General features: G+C 42.9%; 18 protein-coding genes. 12 read left to right on the top strand and 6 right to left on the bottom strand.

Going from position 1 to position 17,862, the window contains the following annotated elements; genetic code table 11:
- The first annotated feature begins 51 nt into the window (after window positions 1–51).
- The 4 genes from A6K76_RS15000 (at window position 52) to A6K76_RS14990 (ending at window position 1,344) form a co-directional block, all read left to right on the top strand.
- Complete coding sequence (locus A6K76_RS15000) at window positions 52–267, top strand: DUF1659 domain-containing protein (RefSeq protein WP_066466414.1); 216 nt, start codon at window positions 52–54, stop codon at window positions 265–267.
- A gap of 13 nt (window positions 268–280) precedes the next feature.
- Window positions 281–490: a DUF2922 domain-containing protein gene (locus A6K76_RS14995; protein ID WP_066466413.1), complete on the top strand. Its 210-nt coding sequence runs from the start codon at window positions 281–283 to the stop codon at window positions 488–490.
- Window positions 491–562: 72 nt separating this feature from the next.
- A complete protein-coding gene (locus A6K76_RS16570) occupies window positions 563–688 on the top strand; it encodes a YvrJ family protein (protein WP_083995483.1) in 126 nt (41 codons plus the stop codon).
- Between the two features lie 59 nt (window positions 689–747).
- Window positions 748–1,344: an SCO family protein gene (locus tag A6K76_RS14990; protein ID WP_342669517.1), complete on the top strand. Its 597-nt coding sequence runs from the start codon at window positions 748–750 to the stop codon at window positions 1,342–1,344.
- 51 nt (window positions 1,345–1,395) lie between these two features.
- On the opposite strand, the gene A6K76_RS14985 is transcribed toward A6K76_RS14990, so the two are convergent.
- A complete protein-coding gene (locus A6K76_RS14985) occupies window positions 1,396–2,820 on the bottom strand; it encodes a SulP family inorganic anion transporter (RefSeq protein ID WP_066466412.1) in 1,425 nt (474 codons plus the stop codon).
- Between the two features lie 265 nt (window positions 2,821–3,085).
- Between A6K76_RS14985 and A6K76_RS14980 the strand changes: the two genes are divergently transcribed.
- Entirely contained in the window at window positions 3,086–4,735 is a 1,650-nt protein-coding gene (locus A6K76_RS14980) for an AAA family ATPase (RefSeq protein WP_066466411.1), read from the top strand.
- Between the two features lie 46 nt (window positions 4,736–4,781).
- The gene (locus tag A6K76_RS14975; protein WP_139108710.1) at window positions 4,782–5,021 is read left to right on the top strand and encodes a hypothetical protein; all 240 of its coding nucleotides are present in this window, start codon (window positions 4,782–4,784) and stop codon (window positions 5,019–5,021) included.
- Here A6K76_RS14975 and A6K76_RS14970 read toward each other — a convergent pair.
- From A6K76_RS14970 to A6K76_RS14960, 3 genes are all read right to left on the bottom strand, one after another.
- Window positions 5,018–5,689 (bottom strand): metallophosphoesterase family protein, encoded by a 672-nt coding sequence (locus tag A6K76_RS14970; protein ID WP_066466409.1) that lies wholly within the window; start codon window positions 5,687–5,689, stop codon window positions 5,018–5,020. The two genes, A6K76_RS14975 and A6K76_RS14970, sit on opposite strands and share 4 nt — an antisense overlap.
- Before the next feature lie 184 nt (window positions 5,690–5,873).
- Window positions 5,874–7,028, bottom strand: coding sequence for an aminotransferase class I/II-fold pyridoxal phosphate-dependent enzyme (locus tag A6K76_RS14965; protein WP_066466408.1), 1,155 nt, complete (start codon window positions 7,026–7,028; stop codon window positions 5,874–5,876).
- Window positions 7,029–7,030: 2 nt separating this feature from the next.
- A complete protein-coding gene (locus tag A6K76_RS14960; RefSeq protein ID WP_066466407.1) occupies window positions 7,031–8,140 on the bottom strand; it encodes a methionine biosynthesis PLP-dependent protein in 1,110 nt (369 codons plus the stop codon).
- 210 nt (window positions 8,141–8,350) lie between these two features.
- Here A6K76_RS14960 and A6K76_RS14955 point away from each other — a divergent pair, with 210 nt between their 5' ends.
- Complete coding sequence (locus A6K76_RS14955) at window positions 8,351–9,049, top strand: lytic transglycosylase domain-containing protein (RefSeq protein ID WP_066466406.1); 699 nt, start codon at window positions 8,351–8,353, stop codon at window positions 9,047–9,049.
- Window positions 9,050–9,099: 50 nt separating this feature from the next.
- Here the strand turns inward: A6K76_RS14955 and A6K76_RS14950 are convergent, their stop codons facing one another.
- On the bottom strand, window positions 9,100–9,363 hold the full coding sequence (locus A6K76_RS14950) for a GlsB/YeaQ/YmgE family stress response membrane protein (RefSeq protein WP_066466405.1): 264 nt from the start codon (window positions 9,361–9,363) through the stop codon (window positions 9,100–9,102).
- 116 nt (window positions 9,364–9,479) lie between these two features.
- Window positions 9,480–10,028, bottom strand: coding sequence for a cysteine hydrolase family protein (locus A6K76_RS14945; RefSeq protein WP_066466404.1), 549 nt, complete (start codon window positions 10,026–10,028; stop codon window positions 9,480–9,482).
- A 771-nt stretch (window positions 10,029–10,799) separates the two neighbouring features.
- On the opposite strand from A6K76_RS14945, the gene ilvD reads away from it, so the two are divergent.
- The 5 genes from ilvD to A6K76_RS14920 all read left to right on the top strand — a co-directional run bounded on the left by ilvD (window position 10,800) and on the right by A6K76_RS14920 (window position 17,834).
- On the top strand, window positions 10,800–12,470 hold the full coding sequence (ilvD, locus tag A6K76_RS14940; RefSeq protein ID WP_066466403.1) for a dihydroxy-acid dehydratase: 1,671 nt from the start codon (window positions 10,800–10,802) through the stop codon (window positions 12,468–12,470).
- Between the two features lie 390 nt (window positions 12,471–12,860).
- Window positions 12,861–14,639 (top strand): biosynthetic-type acetolactate synthase large subunit, encoded by a 1,779-nt coding sequence (gene ilvB, locus A6K76_RS14935; protein WP_066466402.1) that lies wholly within the window; start codon window positions 12,861–12,863, stop codon window positions 14,637–14,639.
- Entirely contained in the window at window positions 14,639–15,151 is a 513-nt protein-coding gene (ilvN, locus tag A6K76_RS14930) for an acetolactate synthase small subunit (protein WP_066466401.1), read from the top strand. Before ilvB ends, ilvN begins: the two co-directional genes overlap by 1 nt.
- Before the next feature lie 120 nt (window positions 15,152–15,271).
- Entirely contained in the window at window positions 15,272–16,309 is a 1,038-nt protein-coding gene (gene ilvC / locus A6K76_RS14925) for a ketol-acid reductoisomerase (RefSeq protein WP_066466400.1), read from the top strand.
- The gene (locus A6K76_RS14920) at window positions 16,296–17,834 is read left to right on the top strand and encodes a 2-isopropylmalate synthase (protein WP_066466399.1); all 1,539 of its coding nucleotides are present in this window, start codon (window positions 16,296–16,298) and stop codon (window positions 17,832–17,834) included. Before ilvC ends, A6K76_RS14920 begins: the two co-directional genes overlap by 14 nt.
- Window positions 17,835–17,862 lie beyond the last annotated feature (28 nt).

Genomic DNA, 17,862 nt, shown 5'->3' with positions numbered 1-17,862 from the left:
AAATGGCACAAACCATTGATACATCAACATTTATAGAGGGAGGTGAGGCATATGGCACAAAAATACTTTGATGCTGCAACACTTCGCATGTCGTTTGTAAAAGGTACAAACGAAGAAGGAAAAGAAGTGTTCACAACGAAAAGCTTCACAGGTATGAAGGAAGATGCGACAGCTGCACAGCTTCAGCAATTTAGTACAGCAATCGCATCGCTCACAACGTACGAGTTAGCAAAAACATTCATTACGACACAGCACACAGTTGAATAAGGAGGGAAAGTAAATGGAAGTATTAGAACTAGTGTTCACAACGCCGGAAAACAAAACGAAAACAATTACGATTGAAGCGCCAGTTGCGAATGTAAGTGAAGCGACGGTGCGCGCGGCGATGGAGCAAATGATTGCAAGCGACGTATACCGTGACGCTGATTCACCGATTCAAGCAATTAAAGCAGCACGCTACGTCAGCCGCACTGTAACGCCAATTATTTAAACGACAGAAGCGGGCTACTTCGTACATAAGGCGAGGTAGCCCGTATTTTTATTTGTGTAAGGGGGCATTTTTATGGAGCCTTGGATGGAGTTTGTATCGAGCGTCGGTTTTCCAGTCGCAGTCGCCTTTTATTTATTGCACCGCATTGAAACGAAGCTAGATGCGATGATTCAAGTGCTGTCATCATTCGAGCATTAATGCGCTTGTCAGTATTTCTATAGTTGCGTTACTATAGAAATAAGGGGAGTGATGAGCAGTTGAAAAAAACATGGATGATCATACTAAGTGCATTATTATGTATAGTAAGTGCGTGCAGTAGCTATGAGTTTAAAGCGGATACGGATTGGGAAATTGAGGACTTTACGATGACGAATCATCGAGGAGATCCGATGACGAATGAGCAGTTACGAGGCAAACCGTATTTAGCGATGTTTATGTTTACAAATTGCGTAACCGTGTGTTCACCGATGACGTATAACATGACGCAAATTCAACAAAAGCTTGTCGACAACAACATAGAAGATTATCATATCGTCGGCTTTTCGGTAGACCCAGCAGTCGATACACCGCAAAAGCTAACGGATTATTTATCATTTTACGAAGTACCGGATGAGTCAAAGTGGCATTTATTAACAGGCTACGATCAAACATTCATTTCACAGTTTGCGAAGCGTTCGTTTAAAACGCTCGTACAAGATGATTTAAATAGCGACCAAGTGATCCATGCGGTGACGTTTTTTTTAGTCGATGCAAACGGTGTAGCGATTAAAAATTACCGCGGCTATTCAGAAAATGATGCAGACGTACCAGTGGATCAAATAGTCGCCGATTTACAATCATTGCTTGAACAATAATGATGAAAGCCCGTGAAGCGTTACAACATGCTTCACGGGCTTTTTTACGTTTTAAATAGAAATGTTGTATTTTGCGAGCAATGCTTTGCCACTATCATTTACACCAGTTAACGTGACGGTGCTATTTGCTTTCGCTAAATTTTCCTGCACGCGCACAATGGCGGCAACAGCAGAATCATCCCATAGATGACTGTTCGATAAATCGATCGTCACATGTGCATCGTTAAATGTCATCTGATCAATGGCACGAATGAAGCGGTCGGTCGAAGCGAAAAAGAGCTGGCCGTGTACGTAAAGAGTGTTGCCATTTTGTTCAATATGAATCGTTGAAATTTTTGCGGCAAAAAACATCGCACTAATGAACACACCACCGACAACCCCAATGGCTAAATTATGCGTCCAAACGACGAGCGCAACCGTTGCGAGCATGACGATGACGTCTGCGCGCGGTGCTGTTCGCACGTAGCGGAAGCTCGACCAATCAAACTGCGCAATACATACAGTGACCATAATGCCTGCAAGCACTGGCATCGGAATTGACACGACGTAATCGCCTAGCACGAGTATTAAAAACATTAAAAACGCGCCGGAAACGAATGTTGATAATCGTCCGCGGCCACCAGAGCGCACGTTAATGACCGATTGCCCAATCATCGCACAGCCTGCCATACCACCGAAGAAGCCGTTCACAATATTCGCTAGCCCTTGACCGCGTGCTTCTTTATTTTTGTTAGACGGCGTATCGGTTAAGTCGTCTAAAATTTGCGCTGTTAGGAGCGATTCCATTAAGCCGACAACTGCTAGTGCAAGCGCATACGGTAAAATGATGCGCAGCGTTTCAAAATTGAGCGGCACGTCCGGCAGTAAAAACGTCGGCAAGCTTTGTGTAATCGTACCGAGGTCACCTACTGTCGTCATGTTTATGCTCATATACATTGCAATGGGTGTTAGTAGTAGTACAGTAATGAGTGGTGCCGGAATACCTTTTATAAATTTTGGAATGATGTAAATGAGCGCAATGGTCGCAGCCGCAAATACATATGAAATCCACGTCACGTTAATGAAGTGTGGAAGCTGCGCCATAAATACTAAAATCGCAAGGGAGTTGACAAAGCCAATCATAACCGCATTCGGGATGAAGCGCATGAGGCGAGCGATTTTTAAATAGCCGAAAACGATTTGAATGATGCCGGTTAAAATCGTTGCGGCAAGTAAATATTGCAGTCCGTGGTCTTTTACGAGCGATACGATGACGAGTGCCATCGCGCCGGTTGCAGCAGAAATCATCGCTGGTCGACCGCCGAAAAATGCGCAAATGATCGCGATCGTAAATGACGCATATAGCCCAACCATTGGATCGACGCCTGCTAAAATCGAGAAGGCAATCGCTTCAGGAATGAGCGCGAGTGCGACGACCATACCGGCTAGCACGTCTTTACGTATGTTATGAAACCATTGTTGTTGATACGTTTGCATAGTAATCTCCTTTAATTAAATAACGATTTTGACAATACATTTTATCATATCACAATTTTTTCGAGTGAACGTATTGTTTTTTTATCGCATTATGTAAATAATAGGGGGAGCTACATAACATGTATAAGTTGATCGTTATATGGCTGCTTCAGTAGTGAGGCTCAATTTTCACGATGGAGTTTCGCCATACGCTAGCAGTCATTGACGGGATGAAGTATTTGCAATCCTATATAATGAATAAATGGAAGTATAACAGAGGTGACGTATGGGTACGGTGATTTATTATGAAAACGGCAATAAAATGTACGAAGGGTCAGTAAAGAAAAACAGCTTCGGGCATGATATATATGACGGTTTTGGCACAGTGTACGACCGCGAAGGAAACATAATGTATAGCGGTAATTGGCACGAGCATGCAAAGCACGGTGACGGAGAAATGTACGTGAACGGTCGCTTGCAATTTAAAGGCACATTCAAAAAGGGAAAAAAAGAGGGCTTCGGTCGTACATATTTTGACGACGGCTCGGTGCAATACGAGGGGCAGTTCATGAACGATCAATATAGCGGTGAAGGTACACTTTATTATCCGGCGACGTTTTTAGCTGAATTTACTGAAGTACGCAACAAGCATCAATACGACGAACGTCCATTTTTCCGCGGAATTTTTCTACAAGGGATGAAAAAAGGACAAGGAGAGCAGTTTTATCCGTCTGGTGCGTGTCAGCATAAAGGTGAATTTTTATGGAATGAGTTGTCTGGTTTTGTGACAAGCTATTACGATGTTGATGTTGCTGCACCGGATACGATTCAGTACGAAGGTTATTGTTTTGATAGTAAGCGTCACGGCAAAGGGAAGCTGTATAATGAAGCAGGCGAGCTCATTTATGACGGAGCGTTTCGTGACGATGCGATGACTGGTATTGGCGAGCAATACGAAAATGGTGTGCTCGTGTATAAAGGTGAGTTTGTAGACGGTGTGCGCCACGGTCGAGGAGAAGCGTATCGCGACGGCAAAGTCATTTACAGCGGCGAGTTTGCAAACGGTGAGCGCATGCGCATTACTGCAGAAGTACAGACGCAAATTGAAGCGCTTCAGCAACAGCTCGACTCACTCGTCGGGTTACCGAATGCAAAACGCGAGCTGCGTCATTTAATTAACTTCATTAAAATTCAAGGGATGCGCGTCGATCACGGCCTAGCGAGCGTGAAAATGACGTATCATCTCGTGTTTACCGGTAATCCAGGTACAGGGAAAACGACCGTCGCACGCATTATCGGTCGCATTTATAAGCTGCTCGGCGTACTATCAAGTGGTCATTTTGTGGAGACGGATCGTGCGGGGCTTGTCGCAGGATACGTCGGGCAAACGGCGTTAAAAGTACAGGACGTTGTGAAAAAAGCAACAGGCGGTGTATTATTTATTGATGAAGCATATGCGCTCGTACAAGATGATAAAGATGTATTTGGGAAAGAAGCAATCGACAGTTTATTAAAGGCGATGGAGGATTTGCGTGATGAGCTTGTCATTATTGTCGCAGGTTACGAGCATTTAATGGAGCGTTTTTTACAGGCGAACCCCGGCTTTAAGTCGCGCTTCAATCATTTCGTCGCGTTTGAAAACTTTACGACGGATGAGCTTGTCGCCATTTTTGAGCAGCTATGTGAAAAGCATGACTATGTATACGACGAGCATTTTGCCGAGGCAATCTATGCACAGCTGCACGCTTTGCCTGTAGAGACGCTGCCAAACTTTTCAAACGGACGCTACATTCGTAACATTTTTGAAAAGCTCGCAACATTGCAGGCAAATCGATTAGCCGAGCAAACGACGGTGACGAAAGAGGAGCTACAACGTTTAACGATGGACGACTTTGAAGCGGGCATGCGCGACCAATTATTTGAAAAAACGTTCTAACTTGTCGATATATCGATGGAGCAATGTAAAAGGTAAGGTGTAAATTATGAGGTTTCTAGGTTTAGTCATAAGCATATGCTGCTTCATCTCGGCATTTTTAGTCGCTATGTTTCAGCTTCTGCTACAAATTGACGGCTACATGTACGTTTATGCGCAAGCGCTCGCATTGATCGGAGCAATCGGTGCGTTTTTAGCAAAGGAGAATGTCGGATTCGTATTAAACATTAGCATTATTGCTGTTATTGCATTTGCGTGGTTTGCGGCTGATTATTTATTTTTCTTTTAAACGGAATAAACGCGTAGTGACGGATACTCTAAGCAATGGAGCTGTCCGCCGAGCGACGAGCCACCGTCAATGCCGATAATGCGGTTATGCCCGAAGTAGACGTCGCTATTGTACGGATCGTCGTGCAGTCGAGGTGTCGTCGTATGTCCAAAAATAACAAGCTTGTCGCCTGCATAATGTTTAAAAAAGGCATCGCGGCTCCATAGAAGCGTGCGTTTACTCATCGCGTAAAGCGGCTCATGCTCGGTAATACCTGCGTGTACAAATATAAGATCATTTATTGCATAATAGAGTGGCAATGTCGGAATCCAGCGTAATAGACGCTCGATTTCGGCATTTTTTTGTTTTGTAGGAGCGGTGCTAAGCCCGTAGCTCGCAACCGTTGCATCGCCGCGACAGCGACCAATCCAGTGCTCCCATAGGTCTGGATAATCATACGTATACGCTGCGTGCATGATCGCTTCATGGTTGCCACTAAGCACGATTGCGCCGTCTCGTTGTAGCTGCATGACGAGCTCGATAACGTCGCGGCTTTTTGGACCACGGTCGATGTAGTCACCGAGCAGGACGAGCTGGTCTTTTTTAGCATCGTAGTTTGCAAGCTCTAGCAGCACGCAAAGCTCGTCGTATTGTCCGTGAATGTCACTAATTGCTAAATGGCGTTTCATACAGAAGACCTCCTATACATAATCAATTTGCTCTTCACGTTCGAGGTAAGCTTTTTGCGGGCGTGGTTCGAGCCTGTAGTCTCTCGCACTTTTCCCGCAGGAGTACACCCCGCATGTTTATTTTAACGCAAAAAGGAGATGCACCAACAGTCGATATGACATTTGTGCATCTCCTTCCTATACATTATTGTACCTTTTCAAGCGCCTGTGCGAAGTCTGCGATTAAGTCGTCAATGTTTTCTAAACCAACTGACATACGCAGTAAGCCGTCTGCAATGCCACGTTTTGCGCGTTCTTCTGGCTCCATTGCGGCATGGCTCATTTTTGCTGGGTACGATAAAATTGACTCGACACCACCAAGACTTACGGCAAATACTGGAATCGTCGTCGCTTCCGCAAATGCTTTTGCTGCTGCGTAATCTTTTAGACGGAACGATAATACGGCACCAGGTGATGTACACTGGCTATTGTGAATATTATAGCCTGGATGTGACGGTAAACCTGGGTAGTAAACGTATTCGACTTTGTCGTGCGCATCAAGGAATGCTGCGAGCTTTTGTGCTGATTTCGTTTCTGCCTCAAAGCGCACGCCCATCGTTTTAATGTTTTGAATTAACGTGTAGCAATCTTGTACGCCAAGCGCTGTTCCACATGAATTTTGAATTGTGTAAATTTCTTGTGCAAGCTGTGCGTCGTTCGTTGCAACAACACCGGCGATAATGTCTGAATGCCCTGATAAAAACTTCGTCGCTGAATGAATGACAACGTCGACACCCATATCGATTGTGCGCTGGTGAATCGGCGTCATAAACGTGTTATCTAAAAACGTCTTTAAGTTGTGCTTTTTTGCAATCGCAACAATGCTACGAATGTCGGTAATTTTTAACGTTGGGTTTGACGGTGTTTCAATAAATAAAACTTTCGTGTTTGGCTGAATGGCCGCTTCTACAGCTGCTAAATCGGCGCAATCAACGAACGTATGCGTAATGCCGTAGCGTGGTAATAGCTTCGTTACTAAGCGGTACGTGCCACCGTAAACGTCCTCGGTAATGACGATATGGTCACCTTGAGAAAGCGTCATAAGCGGTGCTGTTACGGCTGCGATACCTGAAGCAAACGCATAGCCGTACTGTGCACCTTCAAGCTCCGCAACTAATTTTTCAAGCGCCGCACGTGTCGGGTTACCAGAGCGGGCGTAGTCGTACTCACCAAACTCGTCAATCGACTCTTGGTGGAACGTTGACGACATGTACATTGGAACGTTGACAGCACCTTTTTTGTCGCTGTAGCCTTCACGAATCGCACCATGAATGAGTGATGTTTCAATATGATTGCCCATGTTTACACCTCCGAACGAAGCTTGTCGAATGTTTGACGTAAGTCTGCAATTAAATCTTCTGCATCTTCTAATCCAACTGAGAAGCGTAGTAGACGGTTACAAACGCCGCGCTCTACACGCTCTTCATATGGCATATCCGCGTGTGTTTGCGTCGCTGGGTATGTGATGAAGCTTTCAACACCACCAAGGCTTTCGGCAAACGTAATGAGCTGAATGTTGCGTAAAAACGGATCGACAAGCTTTTCGTCCGTTACGCGGAACGATAACATGCCGCCTTTACCTGTGTATAATACGTCTGTTACAAGTTCCTCTTGTTCTAAATACGCCGCTACTGCTTTTGCGTTTTTGTCGTGCTGCTTTAAGCGTAAGTGAAGCGTTTTAAGACCGCGAATAATTAACCAAGAATCAAGTGGTGATAAGACCATGCCGATGCCGTTATGTAAGTAGAATAGGCGCTCACATAATGCTTGCCCTTTTGCGACGACAAGACCAGCTAACACGTCGTTATGCCCACCGATATATTTTGTCGCTGAGTGGATAACAATATCTGCACCTGATTCGATTGGACGTTGGAAGTACGGTGTGTAAAATGTGTTATCAACAATTAACAATGCATCGTTTTCTTTTGCAAGCGTCGCAAATTGTGCGAGCTCAAACTCTTGCATAAGTGGATTCGTTGGTGTTTCGATGAAGATTGCCTTCGTGTTTTCTGTAATCAGTGCTGCTACAGCTTCGCGCGACTCGAATTTTGAGTAAATTGTGCGAATGTTGTACATGTCAGCAAAATGTTTAAATAAGCGGTACGTGCCGCCGTATAAGTCGTCAGGGCAAATAATTTCATCGCCTGGTTTAAATAACGACATAACAAGCTGAATCGCTGCCATTCCTGAGCTACATGCATAGCCTTGGTCGCCGCCTTCTAAATCTGCGATGCCTTCTTCTAAAATTGTACGTGTTGGATTTTTCGTACGTGTATAATCATAACCAGTTGATTCACCGATACCAGTATGTTTGTAAGCTGTTGAGAAATAAACAGGAGGGTTTACTGCGCCTGTTTTTGGATCTGATAAATTACCAAGCTGCACTAGCTTTGTTTCAATTGAACGTGTCATACGATTGTTTCACTCTTTTCTGTCAGTAGTAGATGAAAGGTTCTAATTACCGGTAATATTCCGAAAATTAAATGAACATTTCTAATAATTTACCATTGAACGACCTTTCATACAAGGTTTTCCGAGTAAAAGCGTAGAAATTATATACGTCGCATGAAAATCAAAGGTGAGTAAAATAATGTATAATGTTAATGTTGGAGGGAGTTACATTTGAAAACAGAAACGAAGGCGCGGCTGCCGAAGCAAATTGCCGCCGTGCTGCTTTCAATGGTAGGAATGATGAGTGCCTACATCTTTTTATTTTCATTTTGGGAGCAGCTACGTGAATTACCACAAATGGAGCAAGTCGTCGTCGCAGCAGTGCAACAATCGGAAAAAGAAAGGGTTGTGCAAACGTTAGGCTTTGATGTTGAAGTGCCACCGCAGCATATTATCGTTTATGAGGAAGCAGCAAAAGCATATAACATTCCGTGGACATTGCTTGCAGCGCATCATCGCGTCGAAACAGTCTTTTCAACAGAAGCGACAGACGTATCAAGCGCTGGTGCAGAAGGGCCATTTCAATTTATGCCATGCACATTTGTTGGCTGGGATCATCCAACGTGCAGCGGTAAAGGAGAAGGGAGCATTCCAAGCGCTGAGAAAACGAATGTAGACATCATTACGCGCTACGGTGGATACGGTGTCGATGGCAATAAAGATGGCATCGCAAATCCGTTTCATTTCGTCGACGCAGCACATAGCGCGGCCAATTATTTAGCAGCATCAGGAGCGGCAGACGGGCAGTATGAGAAAGCGATTTTTACGTATAATCATAGCAGCCGTTACGTTGAGGATGTGATGCTTTATTTTAAACTGTACGAGAAGCATCGTAAAAAGCTAGAGATAAACGCTGCGCAATACAAATAAAAAAAGGTTATACAACTGTTAACATTGACAGTTGTATAACCTTTTCCTATTTAATGCGACGCGCTACGACCTAATGCTTTTAATACGAAGCTTACAACTAAAATTAACACGATCGCTCCGATTAAAGCCGGTGCGATATAGAAATCACTTACTTGTGGACCCCATGCACCGAGCAATGTTCCGCCGACCCATGAACCGATAATACCTGCGATGATGTTACCGATAATGCCGCCTGGAATGTCCTTACCTAAAATGACACCGGCTAACCAACCTAAAATCCCACCAATGATTAAATACCAAATAAAGCTAATCATAATAATCCCAACTCCCTTTGTGTAAAGTTAATAAAGTTATTAGTGCGTCTAGTTGTTTATTTCCTCACAGCGGGAATGTTAAACATGTTTATGCTAGGGGATTATAAAAAATGAGTCTATTTAACTACTGCGCCGAGTGTATTCGTGAAATGCGTTAGCGTCCACGCATGCCCTTGGTCGTTAAAGCTCGCGACGGCGTTTTCATGTACGACAATCGAAAAGCCTAAGTTGTATGCATCGACCGCTGTATGTAGTACACAAATATCGGTGCAAACGCCAACTAAATGTACTTCACCAATGCCACGCTCACGCAATTTTTGTGCTAAGTTCGTCCCTGCAAAGCTGCTATAGCGCGTTTTATCCATATAGTACACGTTCGGCAAATGCTGAATGCTTTCATACAATGGCTGAATAGCACCATATAAATCTCGACCGCTCGTGCCGGCAATATTGTGCGGAGGGAACAACGTCGTTTCAGGGTGATACGGATCGTTTTCTTCATGTAAGTCGCACGCGAAAACGATATACTGTTCTTCATTTAAAAATGTTTCAATTAATTGTTCGATCGGTTGCTCTAGCTTTTGACCAGGCTCACCGCATGTAAGTTTGCCATTTTGTGCAACGAAATCGACTGTGTAGTCAATAACAATTAAAGCTTTGTTCATTGAAATCATCCTTTCTTCTATATAGATAATAGTATAAGTATAGCATGAATGACTTTTAAATCTTTTTTTAATAAATAATTTGTGCAAAGAACAAATATTTAGTTTAAAGCATATAAAATTGTTGAAAATCGTAGAGAAGGGGAATATAATAGGTATAGAAATTGAAGGAGGTGTCCAGTATGAATATGGCGCAGATGAGAAAGCTAGATAAACATGCGTGGATTTTTGCGGGGGTGCATACGTTAGTTATGTTAAACGTGGCGATTGATGTCATCGTTTCCGCATTATAATAAAAGTAAAAGGAGGAATGCTGCGTGTATAGGTTGTGAAGCTCAAGTTGCTGACGTTGAAGCAATTTGAGCTTTTATTATGGTGAAATTAAGTTTTTATACGATATAAATGCGCTATGACTACATAAAAATAACAAAAAAGGTTTTTTGGAAAAGCAAGTTCGAAATTTTGAACAAATTGTTCGAATCGTCAATGAATACTGTGAATTCCTTTTTAAATCAATGTTGTTAGCGCTTCCAAATATTTTTTGTTTTTTAAATTGTTTAAATAATTCAAAAAATAGTGTTGACGCACATCGCCTTTTCATACTATGATTACAACAATTTAATACGCAGTTTGCTACAAATAAAGCAGATGCGGCAGAAAGCCATATTCAAATTACCGTTGACTTAAGCGAGTAAGTTTGACACTGGAGAGTAACGTTTAAATCAACAAATCGTCAGCGAAAAGCTGCAAGAAGTATCGGGGGCAAGCAAAGTTATGAGAAGTGATATGATTAAAGTTGGGGTTGACCGCGCACCTCACCGTAGTCTTTTATATGCTACAGGTAAAGTAAAAGCAAAAGATTTAGGCAAGCCGTTTATCGGGGTTTGTAACTCATATATTGATATTATTCCAGGACATGTGCATTTACGTCAGTTCGCAGATGTCGTAAAGGAAGCAATTATTGAAGCAGGCGGTATTCCGTTTGAGTTCAATACGATCGGTGTAGATGACGGCATCGCGATGGGCCACATCGGCATGCGCTATTCATTACCATCACGTGAGCTCATTGCTGACTCAGCAGAAACAGTTATTAACGCACATTGGTTTGACGGTGTATTTTACATTCCAAACTGTGACAAAATTACACCAGGGATGTTAATGGCGGCAGTGCGTACAAACGTGCCATCTGTATTCGTATCAGGCGGTCCAATGGAAGCTGGTACATCAGCATCAGGTAAACAATTATCATTAACGAGTGTATTCGAAGGCGTTGGCGCACATAAAGCCGGTAAAATGTCAGACGAAGAGCTATTAGATATTGAAAACAATGCATGTCCAACATGTGGTTCATGCTCAGGTATGTTCACAGCGAACTCAATGAACTGTTTAATGGAAATGCTAGGAGTAGCTTTACCAGGTAACGGTACAATCGTTGCAACGAGCGAGGAGCGTCACCAATTAATTAAAGATGCAGCGAAGCATTTAATTCGCATGATCGAAGAAGATGTCAAACCACGTGACATCATTACGAAAGAAGCAATTGACGATGCGTTTGCACTTGATATGGCAATGGGTGGCTCTACAAACACTGTACTGCACACATTAGCGATTGCAAACGAAGCGGAAATTGATTATAAAATTGAAGAAATTAACAAAGTAGCAGAGCGCGTACCGTATTTAGCGAAAATTATGCCTGCATCAGATATTTCAATGGATGATATTAATAAAGCTGGTGGTGTACAAGCGATCATTAACGAGCTTGCATCGATTCCAGGAGCAATTCATCCGAATCGTCCAACAGTTGCTGGTGTAACGATGGGCGAGCTTGTAAAAGATTATGCGATTACGAACGATAAAGTAATCCGCACAAAAGACAATCCACATAGCCCAGTAGGTGGTTTATCGGTATTATTCGGTAATATCGCACCAGAAGGCTCTGTTATTAAAGTAGGCGCCGTTGATTCTTCCATTAAAGTATTTGAAGGGGAAGCAATCGTCTTCAACTCACAAGAAGAAGCACAACAAGCGATCGATGAAGGTATCGTACAAGCAGGGCACGTAGTCGTAATTCGCTACGAAGGGCCAAAAGGTGGTCCTGGTATGCCAGAAATGCTTGCACCGACGTCAGCGATTCAAGGTCGCGGGTTAGGAACGAAAGTCGCGCTTATTACAGACGGACGTTTCTCAGGCGCATCTCGCGGTATTTCAATCGGACATATTTCACCTGAAGCAGCAGAAGGTGGTCCAATTGCTTGCGTACAAAACGGTGACAAAATCATTATTGATTTACCGAGCCGTACAATTAATTTACAAGTATCGGATGAGGAATTAGCGAAGCGTGCTGAAAGCTTACCGGTGTTTGAACCGAAAATTAAACGCGGCTGGTTAGCGCGTTATTCAAAACTTGTAACGAACGCTTCTCAAGGCGGCGTTATGAAAATTTAGTTTGACAAATAGATAAGATAAATCGTTGATGAGGTTAAAGGATTTAGAGACTTGCATTTACCAGAGAGCCGAGCGTGCTGGAAGCCGGCGATGCAACTAAATCCGACATCCCCTCGGAGTGGATTATTAAACGCTTACGCTATTAGATAATCCCGGGCATTGTTCAAAATGCTCGTTATTAATGAATCGTAGAAGTAGCCTCGCTATTTCATCGTTTACGGTTCCTGAGGTAGCATTATGCTACAAATAAGGGTGGTACCATGAAAAGTCTTTTTCATCCCTACGTAAAGGTTTTATTTTGCGTGCGGATGAAAGGCTTTTTCTTTTTAACAATTTTTCATACAACTAGATTGACATACATTGTAATCACGATTTTAGGAGGCCAATAATATGAATACAAAAATTTCAGAAGATTACAAAGAAGATCAGCAAAAAGTACAGCAGCAAGCAGCAGACAATACACCTACACATAAAGACGGCGCCGATATTTTAATCGAAGCACTGCACGATAATGATGTAGAAATCATTTTCGGTTATCCGGGTGGTGCGGTATTACAAGTGTATGATGCACTTTACCGCAATCCGATTCGCCATATTTTAACGCGTCATGAGCAAGGTGCAATTCACGCAGCTGAAGGTTATGCACGCGTATCAAACAAGCCAGGTGTTGTAATCGCAACGAGTGGCCCAGGTGCAACAAACTTAGTAACAGGTATTGCTGATGCGATGATCGATTCAATTCCGCTTGTTGTATTTACAGGGCAAGTTGCGACGTCAGTAATCGGTACAGATGCATTCCAAGAAGCGGACATCATCGGTATTACGACGCCAATTACGAAGCACAACTACCAAGTGCGCGACATTCGTGACATTCCACGTGTCGTACGTGAAGCGTTCCATATTGCGAACACAGGACGTAAAGGACCGGTTGTTGTCGACTTCCCGAAAAATATTTCACAAGCTATTTTCACGGAGGAAGTAGTAGCTGAAATTAATGCACAAGCTAAAGAAATTCATTTACCAGGATATCAACCGACAATTAAGCCGAACTACTTACAAGTGCAAAAAGCAATTCAAATGTTAAGCACAGCGAAAAAGCCACTTATTTTAGCAGGTGCTGGTACGTTATTTGCGGACGCACGTGAGGAATTAACGCAATTTATTGAAAAGTATAACTTCCCGCTTGTAAGCACGTTATTAGGCTTAGGTGCGGTACATGGTGAGCATGAGTTAAACTTCGGTATGGCAGGTATGCACGGCACGTACGCAGCGAATACAGCGATTCAAGAATGTGATGTGTTATTAAACATCGGCGCGCGCTTTGACGACCGTTTAACAGGTAATTTAACGACGTTTGCACCGAATGCGACAATAATTCATATCGATATCGATCCAGCTGAAATCGGGAAAAATGTCCCGACAGCAGTGCCAATCGTAGCAGATGCAAAAGAAGCGTTAAATGCTTTACTGAAAAAAGATTTCGAAACAGAAGATTTCTCTGAGTGGTTAGCGACAATTCGCCAAAACATGGCAGAAAACCCACTGTGGATTAATGAAGAGGCAGCAGGTGGCGAAATTTTACCGCAGCAAGCGCTTGAAATTATTCACCGCGTAACGAATGGTGATGCGATCGTAACGACAGACGTAGGTCAGCACCAAATGTGGACAGCACAATATTACAAATTAAATCACCCGCATCGTTGGGTAACTTCTGGTGGACTAGGTACGATGGGCTTCGGTTTCCCAGCCGCAATCGGAGCACAATTTGCGAAGCCAGATGTGAAAGTTATTTCTGTTGTTGGTGACGCAGGTTTCCAAATGACAGCACAAGAGCTTTCATTATTACAAGAGTTCAATTTACCTGTAAAAATTATTATTTTAAACAATAGCTGCTTAGGAATGGTACGCCAATGGCAAGAAACATTCTATGCAGAGCGCTATTCGTCGTCGCTTATTCCGGTACAGCCGGACTTCATTAAGCTTGCCGATGCATACGGCATTAAAGGTTACCGCATTGAGAAGCTTGAAGAGGCAGAAGCAATGTTTGCAGAGGCACTTGGTTCAGATGAGCCTGTTTTAATCGATTGCCGCGTAAAGCAGCTGGAAAACGTATATCCAATGGTTGCTCCAGGTAAAGGGCTACATGAAATGATTGGGGTGAAAAAGTAATGAGACGTGTCATCGTTGTCACAGTAATTAACCAAAGTGGTGTATTAAACCGCGTAACGGGGCTTTTAATGAAGCGCCAATTTAATATTGAGTCCATTACAGTAGGTCATACAGAAAATGAGCAATTTTCAAAAATGACGTTTATTGTCAATGTTCCAGATCAAAATAAAATTGAGCAGCTTGTCAAGCAAGTTTCAAAGCAAATTGACGTATTAAAAGTGCAAGACATTACAGATAAATCAATCGTTTTACGTGAGCTTGCACTTGTAAAAGTTATTTCACCAGCGAATGTACGCTTAGAAATGAATGCAATTGTAGAACCATTCCGTCCACAAGTAATTGACACAGCGAAAAACGTTGTGACGTATCAAGTAGTCGGATCACCAGAAAAAATTGATGCCTTCATCGATTTAATTCGTCCATACGGCATTAAAGAGCTTACACGTACAGGTGCAACGGCTTCTGTTCGTGAAACACAGCTCGTTCAAACGCAGCTTTCTATTCTGAAATAACTTTATTTTCGAAAGTTTTCAATTATTTTCACAAATACACTTGAAATTTCTGAATAGTTCGCATATATTAGGTCATACGCAATACTTAAAAATTCATATAATAATCGGAGGAACAACAACATGGCACAAATGTATTATGAACAAAACATCAACGAAGACGTATTAAAAGGTAAAAAAATCGCAATCATCGGGTACGGCTCTCAAGGTCACGCTCACGCATTAAACTTAAAAGATTCTGGCTTCGACGTAGTAGTAGGTGTTCGTCCAGGCGGTTCATTCGACGCAGCAAAAGCTGATGGCTTAGACGTTAAAACAGTAGCAGAAGCAGCAGCTGAAGCTGACGTAATCCAAATCTTATTACCAGATGAGCGCCAAAAAGCAGTTTACGAAGCAGAGATCGCACCACACTTAACAGCTGGTAAAGTATTAATGTTCGCACACGGCTTCAACGTACATTTTGGTCAAATTCAACCTCCAGCAGACGTTGACGTATTCTTAGTAGCTCCAAAAGGTCCAGGTCACTTAGTTCGTCGTCAATTCGAACAAGGCGCTGGCGTACCAGGCTTATTCGCAATCCACCAAGATGCAACTGGTCAAGCTCGTGATTTAGCACTTGCTTACGGTAAAGGTATTGGATCAGCTCGCGGTGGTTTATTAGAAACAACATTCAAAGAAGAAACAGAAACTGACTTATTCGGTGAGCAAGCAGTACTTTGCGGTGGTGCAACTGCATTAGTACAAGCTGGTTTCGAAACATTAGTAGAAGCTGGTTACCAACCAGAGCTTGCTTACTTTGAAACATTACACGAATTAAAATTAATCGTTGACTTAATGTTTGAAGGCGGTATGGCTACAATGCGTTACTCAGTATCAGATACAGCTGAGTGGGGAGACTACGTTTCAGGTCCACGCGTAATCGACGCTTCTGTAAAAGCTCGTATGAAAGACGTATTAACAGACATCCAAAACGGTACATTCGCTCGTGAGTGGATCAAAGAAAACGAAACTGGTCGTCCGAAATACACTGAATATAAAAACGCTGGTGCTAACCACCAAATCGAGGAAGTTGGCGCACGTTTACGCGAAATGATGCCATTCATCAACGAAGGTAAGCAAAAAGTAGTTCGTGAAGAAGTGACTCAAAGTGCGAAAAATTGATATCTTTGATACAACGTTACGCGACGGTGAACAATCGCCGGGCATTAACTTAAATACGGCGGAGAAGATTGAAATCGCCAAGCAACTTGAACGTTTAGGCGTTACGGTAATTGAAGCAGGATTCCCTGCTTCATCACCGGGCGACTTCGAAGCGGTACATCAAATTGCGAAAACGGTAAAAAATTCAATCGTAACAGGTCTTGCACGCGCAGTAAAAAGTGATATTGACGCAGTATGGGAAGCAGTGAAAGTTGCTGAACAGCCGCACGTACACACATTTATCGCGACAAGCCCGATCCATATGGAATACAAGCTGAAAAAAACGCCAGATCAAGTAATTGAGCAAGCGGTGGAAGCAGTAAAGTATGCGAAATCAAAGTTCTCATTAGTTGAGTTCTCTTGTGAAGATGGATTCCGTTCGGATAAAGAATATTTAGTACGCGTCATTAACGCTGCCATTAAAGCAGGTGCAACAACAATTAACGTACCCGATACGGTAGGCTACGCTTCACCGCAAGAATACGGCGCGTTATTTAAGTTCTTAAAGGAAAACTGCACAGGCACTGAAAACGTTAAGTTCTCAGCTCACTGTCATGATGACTTAGGAATGGCTGTTGCGAACTCAATTGCTGCAATGGAAAATGGTGCAGATCAAATCGAATGTACAATTAACGGTCTTGGAGAGCGCGCAGGTAATGCAGCACTTGAAGAAATCGCAGTTGCACTACACATTCGTAACGATATTTACCCAGTGGAAACAGGGATCGTATTAAAAGAGATTAAACGTGCATCGCAGCTAGTTAGTCGTTTAACAGGTTCTGTTATTCAACCAAACAAAGCGGTTGTAGGTAAAAATGCATTTGCACATGAGTCTGGTATTCACCAAGACGGCGTGTTAAAGCATAAAGAAACGTACGAAATTATTTCACCAGCACTTGTTGGTGAAGGGGACGTACCACTTGTATTAGGCAAACACTCAGGTCGTGCAGCATTCCGCGACCGCGCAGAGACGATGGGCTTTGACTTATCAGATGACAAGTTAAATAAAGCATTTGATGAGTTCAAAAAGCTTGCAGACCGTAAAAAAGAAGTAACTGAAGATGATTTAGTGACAATTTTAACGGAGCAGCAAATCGCAATTGGCGACGTATCGTTATTTAATTTACAAAACGTACAAGTTCAATACGATTCATCTAATGTGCCAACAGCAACAGTTGTTGTGACAACGCCAGCAGGTACAGAAGAAACGTACACAGGTACAGGCAACGGTTCAGTTGAGGCCATTTTCAATACACTTGAGCAAATTGCTGAAGGTAAAGTAAATGTGCTTGATTACCGCGTAACTTCGGTTGGTAAAGGTGAGGACGCATTAGGTGAGGCAGTCATCAATGTCGAATACAACGGCTTTAAATATACGGGTCGTGACGCAGCGCAAGACGTATTAGAAGCGTCAGCAAAAGCGTACGTAAACGCAGTGAATCGCCATTTACTTCAAGCGAGTACACGCCAAGGAGCAGTCAACTAAGAACTTTACAAGTACCAGCTTAGTCTGA

This window comes from Caryophanon latum (assembly GCF_001700325.1).
Classification (GTDB): domain Bacteria; phylum Bacillota; class Bacilli; order Bacillales_A; family Planococcaceae; genus Caryophanon; species Caryophanon latum.
Note: the sequence above shows the minus strand (reverse complement) of the source record. Positions and strands in the feature narration are given on the sequence as shown.

What these genes read in the sequence shown, in the direction of transcription:
- A6K76_RS15000 (WP_066466414.1), top strand. Translation starts at nt 52, where the DNA reads ATGGCACAAAAATACTTTGATGCTGCAACACTTCGCATGTCGTTTGTA.
- A6K76_RS14995 (WP_066466413.1), top strand. Translation starts at nt 281, where the DNA reads ATGGAAGTATTAGAACTAGTGTTCACAACGCCGGAAAACAAAACGAAA.
- A6K76_RS16570 (WP_083995483.1), top strand. Translation starts at nt 563, where the DNA reads ATGGAGCCTTGGATGGAGTTTGTATCGAGCGTCGGTTTTCCAGTCGCA.
- A6K76_RS14985 (WP_066466412.1), bottom strand. Translation starts at nt 2,820, where the DNA reads ATGCAAACGTATCAACAACAATGGTTTCATAACATACGTAAAGACGTG.
- A6K76_RS14980 (WP_066466411.1), top strand. Translation starts at nt 3,086, where the DNA reads ATGGGTACGGTGATTTATTATGAAAACGGCAATAAAATGTACGAAGGG.
- A6K76_RS14975 (WP_139108710.1), top strand. Translation starts at nt 4,782, where the DNA reads ATGAGGTTTCTAGGTTTAGTCATAAGCATATGCTGCTTCATCTCGGCA.
- A6K76_RS14970 (WP_066466409.1), bottom strand. Translation starts at nt 5,689, where the DNA reads ATGAAACGCCATTTAGCAATTAGTGACATTCACGGACAATACGACGAG.
- A6K76_RS14965 (WP_066466408.1), bottom strand. Translation starts at nt 7,028, where the DNA reads ATGGGCAATCATATTGAAACATCACTCATTCATGGTGCGATTCGTGAA.
- A6K76_RS14960 (WP_066466407.1), bottom strand. Translation starts at nt 8,140, where the DNA reads ATGACACGTTCAATTGAAACAAAGCTAGTGCAGCTTGGTAATTTATCA.
- A6K76_RS14950 (WP_066466405.1), bottom strand. Translation starts at nt 9,363, where the DNA reads ATGATTAGCTTTATTTGGTATTTAATCATTGGTGGGATTTTAGGTTGG.
- A6K76_RS14945 (WP_066466404.1), bottom strand. Translation starts at nt 10,028, where the DNA reads ATGAACAAAGCTTTAATTGTTATTGACTACACAGTCGATTTCGTTGCA.
- ilvD (WP_066466403.1), top strand. Translation starts at nt 10,800, where the DNA reads ATGAGAAGTGATATGATTAAAGTTGGGGTTGACCGCGCACCTCACCGT.
- ilvB (WP_066466402.1), top strand. Translation starts at nt 12,861, where the DNA reads ATGAATACAAAAATTTCAGAAGATTACAAAGAAGATCAGCAAAAAGTA.
- ilvN (WP_066466401.1), top strand. Translation starts at nt 14,639, where the DNA reads ATGAGACGTGTCATCGTTGTCACAGTAATTAACCAAAGTGGTGTATTA.
- ilvC (WP_066466400.1), top strand. Translation starts at nt 15,272, where the DNA reads ATGGCACAAATGTATTATGAACAAAACATCAACGAAGACGTATTAAAA.